Here is a 15424-nt window from a genome sequence, read left to right as displayed (position 1 = left end):
ATATCAAGTGTCGGCCGTTCTCTCATTGTTACAGAGCCGTTTGTTGCGGCCCGTGTTCGTTACCCTTGGTATCGCCCTTTTGGTGCAGGTGCTGGTAGCTGTCGCTCTGACCCGGAGCACGGTGACCGCGCTGGAAGCCGATCTGGGCCTGCGCCTGGGCGCGGACAGTCAAAAGCTTTCCGCTGAGCTTGAGCAGGCGGGACGCGAAGTCACGTCGAGCCTCGACAGTCTCTCTACCAGTACGCGTCAGCGCCTGACCGCCGGTTTGTCCTCGCGTCTTGAGCAGGAGCAGGCGCAATTGCGTTCGACCCTGGAAAAGGACCTGAAGGACTCCGCCAGCGACATGGCGCAGCTTCTGGCTTCCGTCGCGCCTCGCGCCATGTGGGACAACGACATTCCGACACTTTCCGAGTTCGCCCGCCGGGCCCAGCGCAATCCCAATGTGCTGTTCGTGGTGTATGACGACGCCACCGGCCAGCACCTGACGCGCTACCTCAATCGGGAAAATCCGATCAACAAGGCGCTGTTGGAAAAAGGCCAGGGCGAGCGTGCGCTGGACAAGGTGCTGGATGCGGCGAAGAACGATCCTTCGGTGTTCTACATCGAGGCTCCGATCAATCCTAACGGCGTAGAAATCGGCAAGGTCCTGATGGGGGTCTCGACGGCTTCCGTGGAGACTGATCTGGCGGCCCTCGACAAGCGCTTCTCGGCGTTGATCGCCAGCAGCGATCAACTGGTGGGCGACAGCCTCAAGGGTGCGGCTGCTGACAGCGCAACGGCCATGCGCTCGCGTCTGCAGTCGGCGCAGTCCACGGCGGCGGAAATGAAGGCCAATACCACCAGCACCGTGCAGGAGGCTGCTACGACATTGCGCTGGCGCATCGGCGTGTGTCTGGCGGTGGTGGGCTTCGGTGTCCTGCTGTTGTTGGCGGTGGTGCTCGGTCGCCGAGTGGTCAATCGCCTGAAAATGCTGATCGTTGCCATGGATGACCTGGCGGCGGGCGAGGGTGATCTGACCAAGCGTGTGCAGATCAACAGCAAGGATGAAATCGGCGACATGGCCTCGGCGGTCAATCGCTTTGTGGATAAGTTGCAGCCGATCGTGCGTGAGGCGGGGGATGTCGCCCAGCGTACCGGCGTGGAGATCGGCGCCATGACCTTGCGCAACGCCGGTGCGGACGCGGCGGCTGGCATGCAGCGCGACGAGGTGGCGGAAAGTTTGCGCGCCTTGTCGCAAATGGCTGATGAGGCGCAGTCGGAAAGCCATGCCATGCAGGCGGCGCTGAAGCAGGTGGTGGACATTCGTCAGGCCACCGATGAAAACACCCGGACCTCGGCGAAAGTCGGCAGCCTGATCGAGGAGCTGGCGGGTCAGGTCAACACTGGCGCGCAAGTGATCGAGCGCCTGGCGCAGCAAAGTGAGCAAATTGAGGTGGTGCTGACGGTGATTCACGGCATCGCCGAGCAGACCAACCTGCTGGCGCTGAACGCGGCGATTGAGGCGGCGCGTGCCGGCGAGACCGGACGCGGGTTTGCCGTGGTGGCCGATGAGGTGCGGGCGCTGGCGAGCAAGACGCAAAGCTCCACCGGCGATATTCAGGCGCACATCGTGGCCTTGCAGCAAGGTGCGCGTGAGGCGGTGGCGGCGATTGGTCAGGCCGGGCGCCAGGCCAGTGAGGGTTTACTGGTGCTGCGTGACAGTGCACGGTTGCAGCAGTCGGTGCAGGCATCTGTCGAGCAGGTCCATGCGGCGATCGGTTTGGCTACCCAGGCTGCAGCGCATCAGGCGCAGGGCGCGCAGGCAGTGCGGGGGCGGGTGCAGACCATTCATGCCCAGGCCGAGAAAGCGGCGCAAGCTGTCGTGGAGACTACGGCGAGCGGCAAGGTGCTCGATGGTCTGGCGGCGCAGTTGAAGGCGAGCCTGGGGCAGTTCAGGGCTTAATACTGTTTCAGGGATGGCCTCATCGCGAGCAAGCTCGCTCCCACATTTGATCCGGGGTGTTCACAAACTTTGTGTCCACCATCGAAACCTGTGGGAGCGAGCTTGCTCGCGATGACGGTCTTAGCGACTCAGATACATCCGGGTCGTCAGCAAATAGACCGGCAACCCTGACACCAATATCAACAACGCCGCATAAGGCGCCGCCGCCGCAAACTCCACATTCGCGGTATGCGCCCAGACTTCCGTCGCCAGTGTATTGAGCCCGGTGGGGCTCAGCAGCAAGGTCGCCGTCAGCTCCTTCATCGCATCCAGGAACACCAGGGCAAAAGCCGCCCCCAGCGCCGGGAAAATAATCGGCAGTGTCACTCGGCAGAAGGCACTGAATGACGAGGCTCCCAGCGTGCGCGCCGCCTCCTCAAGCTGCGGTGCCGCCTTGTTCAGGGCGGTGCGGATCGGCGCCTGGGCCAGCGGCAGAAACAGCAGGGCATAGGCGATCAGCAGCAATGTCGAAGTCTGGTAAAGCATCGGCACGTAGTGCAGGGCGAAATACACCAGGGTCAGGGCAATGACCAGCCCCGGCAGCGCATGCAGCAGATAGGGCAGGCGCTCGGCCCAGATCGCCAGTTGGCCTTTGTAGCGCACGACCAGCAGGCCGACCGGCACCGCCAGCACCAGGCACAGAGCAGCGCCACCCAGCGACAGAGCGAGGGACGACAGCAATGCTTCGCCGATTGCCGCTACGGGAAAGGCTGCCGATGTTCCTACCGCCAACCAGTAGACCAGCATCCCCAGCGGAATCCCGCTGCCAATGATTGCCAGCAACAGGCAATAAAGCTGTCCCGCCACAGCCCAGGGTCCCAGTTGAACCTGTTCCGCGCGTCGCGCCGCACCCTGTCCGGTGCGCACGTGTCGACCCTTGCCGCGCACACGCAGCTCCAGCCACAGCAGCGCCAGGCACAACATCAGCAGTACGGCGGAGAGCATCGCCGCGTTGGCATTGCTGAACTCCAGCTCGAACTGCTGATAGATCGCCGTGGTGAAGGTTTGCAGGCCGATGATCGACAAGGCGCCGAACTCCACCAGCATGTGCAGGGCAATCAGCAACGAACCCGCCAGCAGCGAAGGCCAGAGCAGGGGCAGGGTGACGCGAAAGAACACGCCCCAGCGATTTTGCCCCAGCGTGCGAGCCGACTCTTCCAGGGACGGATCGAGATTACGCAAGGTTGCCGCCACGGGCAGAAAGATCAACGGATACTTGGACAGGCTCATCACCAGGATCGCCCCGCCGAGTCCTTCGAAATGAGCGCTGAGGGAAACCCATGTGAAACTGCTGACAAAGGCCGGTACGGCAAACGGCAGGCAGAGAATCACGCCCCACAATCGTCGGCCCGGCAGATTGCTGCGTTCGAGCAACCAGGCCAGCGACAAGCCGATCACCCCGCAAACAATGGTGACGCCAATCATCAGTGCGAGTGTGTTGCGCAGCAAGCCGAACACATAAGGTCGCCAAAGCAAATGCAGTGCTTCTGCCCAGCCAGCTTGCCAGGCTTTGAGTCCGACATAGGCCAGCGGCAGGAAGCTGAGTACGACCAGCAGCAATACCGGCAACACCAACCCTATGGGAGGACGCTTGCGGCGGGGCACGTTGTTACTGCGCAGGCTGGTGGCAGATAGCGATGCGCTCATCAGTTCAAGCCAACGTCACGTTCCAGGTCCAGGGCCTCTTCGGCATTGCCGAGGTCGGCTGGCGTGACTTTCGGCGCTTGCAACTCGCTGAATGGCTTGAGTCCGCGATCAGACTCCATGCCTTTGTGCAGCGGGTATTCGGCGGTGGTCTGGGTGATCACTCGCTGGCCTTCCTCGCTGGCCATGTAGGCGAGCAACTGTTGTGCTTCCTTGGGATGTTTGCTGGATTTGAGCACCGCAGCACTGGAAACCGTGATCAGTCCGCCGACATCGCCACCGCTGAAGTAATGCAGTTTCGAGTCGAGCTGGCCTTTTTCACGCTGCAGGGCGAACCAGTAGTAATTGTTGACGAGTACGGTGGCGACTTCGCCATTTTCCACCGCTTTCAATGCAACCATGTTGTTGCTGTAGGTCTTGCCGAATGCTCGCAGACCGGTCAGCCACTCTTCGGCTGCGTCCATGCCGTGCACCTTGATGATCGCGACCGCTTGCTCCTGGAAGGCGCCGCTGGTGGGTACGAAGCCGACCTTGCCTTGCCATTTCGGATCGGAAAATTCCATCACCGAGGTCGGCAGGTCTTTTTCATCGATCAGCTTGGGGTTGAACGCAACGACGCGCACCCGGGCGGTCACGCCAATCCAGGTGCCGTTGCCGGCGACGTATTCCTTGGGCAGAACGGCCAGTGTGGTGTCATCGGTCTTGGCCAGCAGGCCTTGTTCGCCGAGTTTGTTCAGGGGTGGCGATTCTTCGGTGTAGATCACGTCGGCGGGGGAGCGATCGCCTTCTTCGACGATCTGGCTGGCGAGCTGGTTGCTGCTGCCTTTGCGCACATTGACGTGGATCCCGGTCTTGGCTTCGAAGGCCTTGGCGACCGCATCGCCGACTTCTTTGTGCTGGCCGTTGTAGAGGGTCAGGGCAACCGGATCGGCGGCTTGGGTGAGGGGAGTGGCGAGTGCCAGGCCGAGGAGGGTGGTGATCAGGCCGCGGCGCAGGGTATTTCGAAACATCATTCGCAGGGTTCCTCACTGTCACATTGCAAAAACTTGTAACAATGATAAACGATATTGTTTCTCAAATGCGCCGATAAATCCTGTAGGAGCGAGCTTGCTCGCGATGGGCGTGAACGAAAACGAGGGGTGTCTGGAGAAATGCGTCGCCTGTACATCCATCGCGAGCAAGCTCGCTCCTACAAGGGAGAGGGGATGTTTTCAAATGCCAGAAACGCAAAAACCCGCTTTCGCGGGTTTTTGTGAAATCCAAGGTCGTAACCTTGAATTTGAATTGGTGCCCAGAAGAAGACTCGAACTTCCACGACCGTAAGGTCACCAGCACCTGAAGCTGGCGTGTCTACCAATTTCACCATCTGGGCATTCATCTTCAGCGTTGCCGCTGTTGATGTGGCGCACTATACGGAGAGCGTTTTGATCTGTAAACCCCTGATTTTAAAATTAATAAACCAGTGGTCAAAAATGCAAAAACCCGCTTTCGCGGGTTTTTGTGTGAGCCTTGAAATTGAACTAATCTCAAGCTCGAAATTGGTGCCCAGAAGAAGACTCGAACTTCCACGACCTTGCGGTCACCAGCACCTGAAGCTGGCGTGTCTACCAATTTCACCATCTGGGCAGTATCGGCAACGTTGTCCGTCGTCGATGGCGCGCACTATACGGAGCGTCTTTTTAACTGTAAACCCCCGGCCTCAAAAAAACCTGAAAAAATTCACCAACGGTCTGCAATTCAGCTTTGAGGTGTCGATACAGGGCTTTAGATGGGTCGTCTTAGCTTGAAATTTCCCGTTTCATTACGCCTATGCCAAACTAACCCGCATATAGACAAGGTGAAAACTCTCTAATGGCCGATTGGCAGTCCCTCGATCCCGAGGCCGCTCGTGAAGCGGAAAAATATGAAAACCCTATTCCTAGCCGCGAACTGATCCTTCAGCACCTTGCTGATCGAGGTTCGCCTGCTAACCGCGAGCAACTGGTCGAAGAGTTTGGTCTGACCACAGAAGACCAGATCGAAGCCCTGCGCCGCCGTCTGCGCGCCATGGAGCGCGATGCTCAACTCATCTATACCCGTCGCGGCACTTATGCACCGGTGGACAAGCTTGACCTGATCCTGGGTCGCATCAGCGGTCACCGCGACGGCTTCGGCTTTCTGGTGCCGGACGACGGCAGTGACGACCTGTTCATGAGCCCGGCGCAGATGCGTCTGGTGTTCGATGGTGACCGTGCCCTGGCCCGGGTATCCGGCCTGGACCGTCGTGGTCGCCGCGAAGGCATGATCGTCGAAGTGGTGTCCCGCGCTCACGAAACCATCGTCGGCCGCTACTTCGAAGAGGGCGGCATCGGTTTCGTGGTTGCGGACAATCCGAAGATCCAGCAGGAAGTGCTGGTGACGCCGGGTCGTAACGCCAACGCGCAGATCGGTCAGTTCGTCGAAGTGAAGATCACTCACTGGCCGACGCCACGCTTCCAGCCGCAAGGCGACGTGGTTGAAGTCGTGGGCAACTACATGGCGCCGGGCATGGAAATCGATGTTGCCCTGCGTACCTACGACATTCCTCACGTCTGGCCTGACGCCGTGCTCAAGGAAGCCGGCAAGCTCAAGCCGGAAGTCGAAGAGAAAGACAAAGAGAAGCGCATCGACCTGCGTCATCTGCCGTTCGTCACCATCGACGGCGAAGATGCCCGCGACTTCGACGATGCGGTCTATTGCGAAGCCCGTCCGGGCAAGCTGCGCCTGTTCTCGGGCGGCTGGAAGCTGTACGTGGCGATTGCCGACGTATCCAGCTACGTGAAACTCGGTTCGGCGCTGGATGCCGAAGCGCAGGTTCGCGGCAACTCGGTGTACTTCCCCGAGCGCGTGATTCCGATGCTGCCTGAGCAGCTGTCCAACGGTTTGTGCTCGCTGAACCCGCAAGTCGATCGCCTGGCCATGGTTTGCGAGATGACCATCTCCAAGTCCGGTGAAATGACCGACTACTGCTTCTACGAAGCGGTGATTCACTCCCATGCGCGCCTGACCTACAACAAGGTCAGCGCGATGCTGGAAACGCCGAAAGCCACCGAAGGGCGCAAGCTGCGCGGTGAATACACCGACGTGGTGCCGCACCTCAAGCAGCTGTACTCGCTGTACAAGGTGTTGCTGGCGGCCCGTCACGTACGTGGCGCGATCGATTTCGAAACCCAGGAAACCCGGATCATCTTCGGTTCCGAGCGCAAGATCGCCGAAATTCGTCCGACCGTGCGCAACGATGCGCACAAACTGATCGAGGAGTGCATGCTGGCGGCCAACGTGGCCACCGCCGAATTCCTGAAGAAACACGAAATTCCGGCGTTGTATCGCGTTCACGATGGCCCGCCACCGGAGCGCCTGGAAAAGCTGCGCGCGTTCCTCGGCGAGCTCGGCCTGTCCCTGCACAAAGGCAAGGACGGTCCGTCGCCGAAGGATTACCAGGCACTGCTGGCCGGCATCAAGGATCGTCCGGATTTCCACCTGATCCAGACTGTCATGCTGCGTTCGTTGAGCCAGGCGGTGTACAGCGCCGATAACCAGGGCCACTTCGGCCTGAATTACGAGGCGTACACCCACTTCACTTCGCCGATCCGCCGCTACCCGGACTTGCTCACGCACCGGGCGATTCGCAGCGTGATCCATTCGAAGCAGAACACCCCGCACGTTCGCCGTGCCGGTGCGATGACCATTCCGAAAGCGCGCATCTATCCGTACGACGAAGCGGCCCTGGAGCAACTCGGCGAGCAGTGCTCGATGAGCGAGCGCCGTGCCGACGAAGCGACCCGCGATGTAGTGAACTGGCTCAAGTGCGAGTTCATGAAAGATCGCGTTGGCGAGTCGTTCCCGGGTGTGATCACCGCCGTGACCGGTTTTGGCCTGTTCGTCGAACTGACCGATATCTACGTCGAAGGCCTGGTGCACGTCACCGCGCTGCCGGGCGATTACTACCACTTCGATCCTGTGCACCACCGCCTGGCCGGTGAGCGTACCGGTCGCAGCTTCCGCTTGGGCGATACCGTGGAAGTGCGCGTCATGCGCGTCGACCTCGACGAACGCAAGATCGACTTCGAGATGGCCGAGAAAACCATCAGCGCGCCGATCGGCCGCAAGAAGCGTGGTACCGAAAGCACGGCACCCGCTGCGAAAGTCGAAGCAGAACCGGCCCCGGCGAAAACCGGTCGTCGTCCTGCCAAGGAAAAGGCTGTAGAGGCCTATCGCCCGAGCGATGCGGCGGCGAAAAACGCCGAAGTGCGCAAAAGTCGTGAAATGAAACAGGCGTTGCTCGCCGGTGCGAAAAGCGGCGGTAAAGCGGCGTCTGGGGGAAAGACCAGTCGGTCGACGCCTGACAAGGCTGTCGGCGGCAAACCAGCCAAACCGAGCAAACATCGTAAAGGCCCGCCAAAAGCGGGCTCGGCTCCAGCCAAGAGTGGCGGGGCGCGTAAACCTAAGGCCAAGCCATGAGTCAGTTGGAAAAGATCTACGGCGTACATGCTGTAGAAGCGTTGTTGCGTCACCACCCGAAACGCGTGAAGCAGATCTGGTTGGCCGAAGGTCGCAATGACCCTCGGGTCCAGACACTGATCGAACTGGCCAACGAAAACCGGGTCCAGGTCGGCCAGGCCGAGCGCCGTGAAATGGACGCCTGGGTTGAAGGCGTGCACCAGGGTGTGGTCGCGGACGTGAGTCCGAGCCAGGTCTGGGGCGAGGCGATGCTCGACGAGCTGCTCGATCGCACCGACGGCGCACCGTTGTTGCTGGTGCTCGACGGTGTGACCGATCCGCACAACCTCGGCGCCTGCCTGCGCTCCGCCGATGCGGCGGGCGCGCTGGCCGTGATCGTGCCGAAGGACAAGTCGGCGACTCTGACTCCGGTTGTACGAAAAATCGCCTGCGGTGCGGCGGAAGTGATTCCGCTGGTTGCCGTGACCAACCTGGCGCGCACCCTGGAAAAGCTCCAGCAGCGCGGCTTGTGGGTTGTCGGCACGGCCGGTGAAGCTGAGGTCAGCCTGTATGACCAGGATCTGACCGGCCCGACCATCCTGATCATGGGTGCCGAAGGCAAGGGCATGCGTCGCCTGACCCGCGAGCATTGCGACTACCTGGTCAACCTGCCGATGGCCGGTAGCGTCAGCAGTCTCAACGTTTCCGTGGCGACGGGTGTCTGCCTGTTCGAAGCCCAGCGTCAGCGCAGTGTCAAAGCCAAGGCTGCTGCCAAGAAATCCTGATCCAGTTGCAGTCCCTGTGGGAGCGAGCCTGCTCGCGATAGCGGTGTAACATTCAGCATTAATGTCGAATGTTGCGACCCCATCGCGAGCAGGCTCGCTCCCACAGTGTTTTTGTAGTGAGGGAAAGATTGGGGTTGTTTAAATAATCACCAATTACCTTGCGCCTCCCTCGCCCCTTCTCTACAATTGCGCCCCTTGCTGTGATGGCAGGCACCAACGTGTCTAGCGTCCGCAAGTCCATAAGTGTCATTCACTCCTTGTCTGACCGCTTTTGAGCGGCAGGCTACAACCCGTAAGGAGCATTCATGCGTCATTACGAAATCATCTTTTTGGTCCACCCGGATCAAAGCGAGCAAGTCGGCGGCATGGTTGAGCGTTACACCAAGCTGATCGAAGAAGACGGCGGCAAAATCCACCGTCTGGAAGATTGGGGCCGTCGTCAACTGGCCTACGCAATCAACAATGTTCACAAAGCTCACTACGTGATGCTGAACGTTGAGTGCACCGGCAAGGCCCTGGCCGAGCTGGAAGACAACTTCCGCTACAACGATGCAGTGATCCGTAACCTGGTCATCCGTCGCGACGAAGCCGTTACCGGCCAGTCCGAGATGCTCAAGGCTGAAGAAAACCGCAGTGAGCGCCGTGAGCGTCGCGACCGTCCTGAGCACGAAGGCGCTGAAAGCGCTGATAGTGATGACAGCGACAACAGCGATAACGCTGACGAGTAATCCACGGACCTTTTAAGGAGCCAATTACATGGCACGTTTCTTCCGTCGTCGTAAATTCTGCCGCTTCACCGCTGAAGACGTGAAAGAGATCGATTACAAAGATCTCAACACTCTGAAAGCCTACGTATCCGAGACCGGCAAAATCGTTCCAAGCCGCATCACCGGTACCAAAGCTCGTTATCAGCGTCAGCTGGCCACCGCTATCAAGCGCGCCCGCTTCCTGGCCCTGCTGGCCTACACCGACAGCCACGGCCGCTGAGACCGGGCAGTCGACACGTAGCAAAGGATTGAATGCATGCGGGCCATAGCTGAGTTCATCATGCGCGGCCGTATGCAGGCCACTCTGGTAGTGGCTGGATGCGCGGCATTGCCGTTGTTGTATTGGTTGGGTGCTGCCGCCGGATGCCTTGTGCTCCTGCGGCGCGGATTGAGGGACGCCCTGGGCGTTCTTGCTCTGGGACTGCTGCCGGCATTGGCCTGGTGGCTTTACTCCGACGACCCACGGGCACTTCTGGTGCTGCTGGGGTCTGCGAGCCTTGCGTTGGTTTTGCGCGCAAGCGAGTCCTGGAACCGCGTGCTGCTGGTCAGCATAGCGATGGGAGTGGTGTTTTCAGTGGTGTTGGGGACAGCTTTTGCTCCCCAGATCGAGATGCTGGCGCAGGCTTTGATCAAAGTCATGCCGTCGTTACTCGGTGATGTCTACCAGAAGTTGTCGGTAGACGAACAAGCGCGTTTCGCGTCCCTGATTGCACCGGTCCTGACCGGCCTGATTGCGGCGTTGTTGCAAATCGTCAGCTTGCTGAGCCTGCTTGTCGGGCGTTACTGGCAGGCGTTGTTGTACAACCCGGGCGGTTTTGGTCGCGAGTTTCGCGCCATCCGCATCCCGCTGTTGCCGGCGATGTTGCTGCTGGCGTGCATGCTTCTGGGGCCGAATCTCGGTTCACAGATGGCCATGTTGACGCCGTTGTGCAGCGTACCGCTGGTGTTCGCCGGGCTGGCCCTGATTCACGGGCTGGTGGCGCAGAAGCGACTGGCCAGGTTCTGGCTGGTGGGGTTGTACGTGACGCTGTTGCTGTTCATGCAACTGATCTATCCGTTGCTGGTGGTCCTGGCCATCGTCGACAGCCTGATTGATTTTCGCGGTCGTTCGGCACCGAAAGATGCCGATAACGCGAACGGTGAAGGTTAAAAGTTAAGAGGATTTTCACATGCAACTGATCCTTCTGGAAAAAGTCACCAACCTGGGCAACCTGGGTGACAAAGTGAACGTTAAGGCTGGTTACGGTCGTAACTACCTGCTGCCTTACGGCAAAGCTACCGCTGCGACCCCAGCCAACCTGGCTGCGTTCGAAGAGCGTCGCGCTGAGCTGGAAAAAGCTGCAGCAGATCGCAAAGCATCGGCTGAAAGCCGCGCTGCCCAACTGGCCGAGCTGGAAGTGACCATCACTGCCACCGCTGGCGACGAAGGCAAGCTGTTCGGTTCGATCGGTACTCACGACATCGCTGACGCACTGACCGCCTCCGGCGTTGAAGTGCAGAAGAGCGAAGTTCGTCTGCCGAACGGCACCATCCGCAACGTAGGCGAATTCGACGTAGCCGTGCACCTGCACGCCGAAGTTGAAGCCACCGTACGCGTTGTCGTGGTAGCAGCTTAAGCAGCACTTGTCGGCTGGCACCCTCGGGTGCTTGCCGGTAACATCGGGCACGATCCTGTTTACAGGTCGTGCCCTTTGTCTTTCTGAAACTTCTGCTTTTTATCACCAAGAACCAAGTGGCCATGAACGATATCTCCGCTCCTGAGCAATACGATCTGCAAACCGCCGCGCTGAAAGTGCCGCCGCATTCCATCGAAGCCGAACAGGCTGTACTCGGTGGTCTGATGCTGGACAACAACGCCTGGGAGCGTGTGCTCGATCAAGTCTCCGACGGCGATTTCTATCGACATGACCACCGCCTGATTTTCCGTGCGATCGCCAAGCTGGCCGATCAGAACATGCCGATCGATGTCGTGACCCTGTCCGAGCAACTGGACAAGGAAGGTCAGACTTCGCAAGTCGGTGGCCTCGGTTACCTCGGTGAACTGGCGAAAAACACCCCGTCCGTCGCCAACATCAAGGCCTATGCGCAGATCGTTCGCGAACGGGCGACGTTGCGCCAGCTGATCGGTATCAGTACCGAAATCGCCGACAGCGCGTTCAACCCTGAAGGTCGCACTGCCGCCGAGATTCTCGACGAGGCTGAACGGCAGATCTTCCAGATCGCCGAGGCCCGACCGAAAACCGGTGGCCCGGTGGGCGTCAACGACCTGCTGACCAAGGCCATCGACCGCATCGACACCCTGTTCAACACCGACAACGCCATCACCGGCCTGTCCACCGGCTACACCGACCTCGACGAGAAAACCAGCGGCCTGCAACCGTCCGACCTGATCATCGTCGCTGGCCGTCCATCCATGGGTAAAACCACCTTTGCGATGAACCTGGTGGAAAACGCCGTGTTGCGCAGCGAGAAGGCCGTCCTGGTTTACTCCCTCGAGATGCCAGGCGAATCGCTGATCATGCGTATGTTGTCTTCCCTGGGGCGTATCGACCAGACCAAGGTCCGTTCCGGCCAGCTGGAAGATGACGACTGGCCGCGCCTGACCTCGGCGGTCAACCTGCTCAACGACCGCAAGCTGTTCATCGACGATACCGCCGGCATCAGCCCGTCGGAAATGCGCGCCCGGACCCGCCGTCTGGTGCGTGAACACGGCGATGTCGGCCTGATCATGATCGACTACCTGCAACTGATGCAGATCCCGGGCTCCAGTGGTGACAACCGAACCAACGAGATTTCCGAGATCTCCCGATCCCTGAAAGCCCTGGCCAAGGAATTCAACTGTCCGGTGGTGGCGCTCTCGCAGCTCAACCGTTCCCTCGAGCAACGGCCAAACAAACGCCCAGTGAACTCCGACTTGCGGGAATCCGGAGCGATCGAGCAGGATGCCGACGTGATCATGTTCGTTTACCGCGACGAGGTGTATCACCCGGAGACCGAGCACAAGGGCATCGCCGAAATCATCATCGGCAAGCAGCGTAACGGGCCGATCGGTTTTATCCGCCTGGCGTTCATCGGCAAGTACACCCGTTTCGAGAACCTGGCGCCGGGTAGCTATAACTTCGACGATGACGAGTAATTTGTAGCGTCTGATCGGTCCTCATCGCGAGCAAGCTCGCTCCCACAAGGATCACGCCGAACTTGTGGGAGCGAGCTTGCTCGCGATGGGGTCACCGCAATTTCCGACCATGGCCGTCGGAATTGGTCAAAATTTGTGCTATATTCCGCGCCCGCGAAATCCAATGAAAGCCAACACCGGTTATCGACATGCAAGCAGCCAAGCCGTTATTTGACTATCCCAAGTACTGGGCCGAATGTTTCGGGCCAGCGCCGTTCCTGCCCATGAGCAGGGAGGAGATGGATCAGCTCGGCTGGGATTCCTGCGACATCATCATCGTCACCGGTGATGCCTACGTCGACCACCCGTCGTTCGGCATGGCGATCATCGGCCGGCTGCTGGAGTCCCAGGGCTTCCGCGTCGGGATCATTGCCCAGCCGAACTGGCAGTCCAAAGACGATTTCATGAAGCTCGGCGAGCCGAACCTGTTCTTCGGTGTCGCGGCCGGCAACATGGACTCCATGATCAACCGCTACACAGCGGACAAGAAAATCCGTTCCGACGACGCGTACACGCCGGGTGGCCTGGCCGGCAAGCGTCCGGACCGCGCCAGCCTGGTCTACAGCCAGCGCTGCAAGGAAGCCTACAAGCACGTGCCGATCGTGCTCGGCGGCATCGAAGCGTCCCTGCGCCGCATCGCCCACTACGACTACTGGCAGGACCGTGTACGCAACTCGATCCTGATCGACGCCAGCGCCGACATCCTGCTCTACGGTAACGCCGAGCGTGCGATTGTCGAAGTCGCCCAGCGCCTGTCCTACGGTCACAAGATCGAAGACATCACCGACGTGCGCGGCACCGCGTTCATTCGTCGTGACACACCGCAAGGCTGGTACGAAGTCGACTCCACGCGCATCGACCGTCCGGGCAAGATCGACAAGATCATCAACCCGTACGTCAACACTCAGGACACCCAGGCCTGCGCCATCGAGCAGGAAAAAGGTCCGGTTGAAGATCCGCAGGAAGCCAAGGTCGTGCAGATCCTGGCCAGCCCGCGCATGACCCGTGACAAGACCGTGATTCGTCTGCCGTCGGTGGAAAAGGTCCGTAATGACGCAGTGCTCTACGCCCACGCCAACCGCGTGTTGCACCTGGAAACCAACCCGGGCAACGCCCGTGCGCTGGTGCAGAAACACGGCGAAGTCGACGTCTGGTTCAACCCGCCACCGATTCCGATGACCACCGAAGAAATGGACTACGTGTTCGGCATGCCTTATGCGCGCATTCCGCACCCGGCGTATGGCAAGGAAAAAATCCCGGCCTACGACATGATCCGTTTCTCGGTGAACATCATGCGTGGCTGCTTCGGCGGCTGCACCTTCTGCTCGATCACCGAGCACGAAGGCCGGATCATCCAGAACCGTTCCCACGAGTCGATCATTCGCGAAATCGAAGAAATTCGTGACAAGGTTCCGGGCTTTACCGGCGTGATTTCCGACCTCGGCGGCCCGACCGCGAACATGTACCGCATTGCCTGCAAGAGCCCGGAAATCGAATCCGCTTGCCGCAAGCCATCGTGCGTGTTCCCTGGCATCTGCCCGAACCTGAACACCGACCACTCGGCGCTGATCCAGCTGTACCGCAGCGCCCGTGAATTGCCGGGTGTGAAGAAGATCCTGATCGCTTCCGGCCTGCGCTATGACCTCGCGGTCGAGTCGCCGGAGTACGTCAAGGAGTTGGTGACCCACCACGTCGGTGGCTACCTGAAGATCGCCCCCGAACACACCGAGGAAGGTCCGCTCAACCAGATGATGAAACCGGGCATCGGCAGCTATGACAAGTTCAAACGCATGTTCGAGAAGTACTCCAAGGAAGCGGGCAAGGAGCAGTACCTGATTCCGTACTTCATCGCCGCCCACCCGGGCACCACCGATGAAGACATGATGAACCTGGCCCTGTGGCTCAAAGGCAACGGCTTCCGTGCCGACCAGGTGCAGGCGTTCTACCCGTCGCCGATGGCCACCGCCACCGCGATGTACCACTCGGGCAAGAACCCGCTGCGCAAGGTCACCTACAAGAGTGACGCGGTGACCATCGTCAAGAGCGAGGAGCAGCGCCGACTGCACAAGGCGTTCTTGCGTTATCACGACCCGAAAGGCTGGCCGATGCTGCGTGAGGCACTGACCCGCATGGGCCGCGCCGACCTGATCGGGCCGGGCAAGAACCAGTTGATTCCTTTGCATCAGCCGTCGACTGACAGCTACCAGAGCGCCCGTCGCAAGAACTCGACGCCGGCCGGCAGCCATAAGGTGGCAGGGGAAAAGACCACGAAGATCCTGACCCAGCACACCGGCCTGCCACCACGTGCCAGCGATGGCGGCAACCCATGGGACAAGCGCGAACAGGCCAAGGCTGCGGCGTTCGCCCGCAACCAGCAGGCGGCCAAGGAACGCAAGGATGCGGCCAAAGGCAAGGGGCCAAAGCCGACCCGCAAGCCGGTCGTGCCGCGCTAAGCCTCGCTTGAACTGAACAGAACGCCAACCTTCGGGTTGGCGTTCTGCGTTTCAGGGTTCAACCATTTGTGCTGGAACCAATGGCCTCTTCGCGGGCAAGCCCGCTCCCACAGGTTATTGGGGTTGTCCGCAGTTTTGTGTTCACAGCAAAACCCTGTGGG

At 60.0% G+C, this 15424-nt stretch carries 11 protein-coding genes and 2 tRNA genes; 9 read left to right on the top strand and 4 right to left on the bottom strand.

Annotation, left to right across the window (positions count from 1 at the left end; translation table 11 throughout):
- Positions 1-7 precede the first annotated feature (7 nt).
- On the top strand, positions 8-1942 hold the full coding sequence (locus AC1RS8_RS00770) for a methyl-accepting chemotaxis protein (RefSeq protein ID WP_340312317.1): 1935 nt from the start codon (positions 8-10) through the stop codon (positions 1940-1942).
- A 120-nt stretch (positions 1943-2062) separates the two neighbouring features.
- On the opposite strand, the gene AC1RS8_RS00765 is transcribed toward AC1RS8_RS00770, so the two are convergent.
- The 4 genes from AC1RS8_RS00765 to AC1RS8_RS00750 all read right to left on the bottom strand — a co-directional run bounded on the left by AC1RS8_RS00765 (position 2063) and on the right by AC1RS8_RS00750 (position 5251).
- Positions 2063-3628, bottom strand: a complete 1566-nt coding sequence (locus AC1RS8_RS00765; RefSeq protein WP_489339647.1) for an ABC transporter permease — start codon at positions 3626-3628, stop codon at positions 2063-2065.
- A complete protein-coding gene (locus AC1RS8_RS00760) occupies positions 3628-4638 on the bottom strand; it encodes an extracellular solute-binding protein (RefSeq protein ID WP_150811888.1) in 1011 nt (336 codons plus the stop codon). Before AC1RS8_RS00760 ends, AC1RS8_RS00765 begins: the two co-directional genes overlap by 1 nt.
- 272 nt (positions 4639-4910) lie before the next feature.
- Positions 4911-4997, bottom strand: a tRNA-Leu gene (locus AC1RS8_RS00755).
- Between the two features lie 167 nt (positions 4998-5164).
- Positions 5165-5251, bottom strand: a tRNA-Leu gene (locus tag AC1RS8_RS00750).
- Between the two features lie 225 nt (positions 5252-5476).
- Here AC1RS8_RS00750 and rnr point away from each other — a divergent pair.
- From rnr to AC1RS8_RS00710, 8 genes are all read left to right on the top strand, one after another.
- Positions 5477-8104: a ribonuclease R gene (gene rnr / locus AC1RS8_RS00745; protein ID WP_056725446.1), complete on the top strand. Its 2628-nt coding sequence runs from the start codon at positions 5477-5479 to the stop codon at positions 8102-8104.
- Positions 8101-8868 (top strand): 23S rRNA (guanosine(2251)-2'-O)-methyltransferase RlmB, encoded by a 768-nt coding sequence (rlmB, locus tag AC1RS8_RS00740; protein WP_007973273.1) that lies wholly within the window; start codon positions 8101-8103, stop codon positions 8866-8868. The genes rnr and rlmB overlap by 4 nt, the downstream gene beginning before the upstream one ends.
- 305 nt (positions 8869-9173) lie before the next feature.
- A complete protein-coding gene (gene rpsF / locus AC1RS8_RS00735; RefSeq protein WP_008048087.1) occupies positions 9174-9596 on the top strand; it encodes a 30S ribosomal protein S6 in 423 nt (140 codons plus the stop codon).
- Between the two features lie 28 nt (positions 9597-9624).
- Positions 9625-9855 (top strand): 30S ribosomal protein S18, encoded by a 231-nt coding sequence (gene rpsR / locus AC1RS8_RS00730; RefSeq protein WP_002551829.1) that lies wholly within the window; start codon positions 9625-9627, stop codon positions 9853-9855.
- 36 nt (positions 9856-9891) lie between these two features.
- On the top strand, positions 9892-10785 hold the full coding sequence (locus AC1RS8_RS00725; protein ID WP_056725445.1) for a YybS family protein: 894 nt from the start codon (positions 9892-9894) through the stop codon (positions 10783-10785).
- Positions 10786-10804: 19 nt separating this feature from the next.
- Positions 10805-11251 (top strand): 50S ribosomal protein L9, encoded by a 447-nt coding sequence (rplI, locus tag AC1RS8_RS00720; RefSeq protein ID WP_007973276.1) that lies wholly within the window; start codon positions 10805-10807, stop codon positions 11249-11251.
- A 122-nt stretch (positions 11252-11373) separates the two neighbouring features.
- Positions 11374-12771: a replicative DNA helicase gene (gene dnaB / locus AC1RS8_RS00715; RefSeq protein WP_007915846.1), complete on the top strand. Its 1398-nt coding sequence runs from the start codon at positions 11374-11376 to the stop codon at positions 12769-12771.
- Positions 12772-12959: 188 nt separating this feature from the next.
- Positions 12960-15263 (top strand): YgiQ family radical SAM protein, encoded by a 2304-nt coding sequence (locus AC1RS8_RS00710; protein WP_007994999.1) that lies wholly within the window; start codon positions 12960-12962, stop codon positions 15261-15263.
- Positions 15264-15424 lie beyond the last annotated feature (161 nt).

The sequence above is a fragment of the Pseudomonas sp. GW821-FHT12A04 genome, assembly GCF_058807755.1.
This window is presented reverse-complemented; position numbering and strand designations above follow the sequence as displayed.

Bases quoted from the DNA above. Each gene is read 5' to 3' on its own strand.
- AC1RS8_RS00765 (WP_489339647.1), bottom strand. From the start codon at position 3,628: ATGAGCGCATCGCTATCTGCCACCAGCCTGCGCAGTAACAACGTGCCC.
- AC1RS8_RS00760 (WP_150811888.1), bottom strand. From the start codon at position 4,638: ATGATGTTTCGAAATACCCTGCGCCGCGGCCTGATCACCACCCTCCTC.
- rnr (WP_056725446.1), top strand. From the start codon at position 5,477: ATGGCCGATTGGCAGTCCCTCGATCCCGAGGCCGCTCGTGAAGCGGAA.
- rlmB (WP_007973273.1), top strand. From the start codon at position 8,101: ATGAGTCAGTTGGAAAAGATCTACGGCGTACATGCTGTAGAAGCGTTG.
- rpsF (WP_008048087.1), top strand. From the start codon at position 9,174: ATGCGTCATTACGAAATCATCTTTTTGGTCCACCCGGATCAAAGCGAG.
- rpsR (WP_002551829.1), top strand. From the start codon at position 9,625: ATGGCACGTTTCTTCCGTCGTCGTAAATTCTGCCGCTTCACCGCTGAA.
- AC1RS8_RS00725 (WP_056725445.1), top strand. From the start codon at position 9,892: ATGCGGGCCATAGCTGAGTTCATCATGCGCGGCCGTATGCAGGCCACT.
- rplI (WP_007973276.1), top strand. From the start codon at position 10,805: ATGCAACTGATCCTTCTGGAAAAAGTCACCAACCTGGGCAACCTGGGT.
- dnaB (WP_007915846.1), top strand. From the start codon at position 11,374: ATGAACGATATCTCCGCTCCTGAGCAATACGATCTGCAAACCGCCGCG.
- AC1RS8_RS00710 (WP_007994999.1), top strand. From the start codon at position 12,960: ATGCAAGCAGCCAAGCCGTTATTTGACTATCCCAAGTACTGGGCCGAA.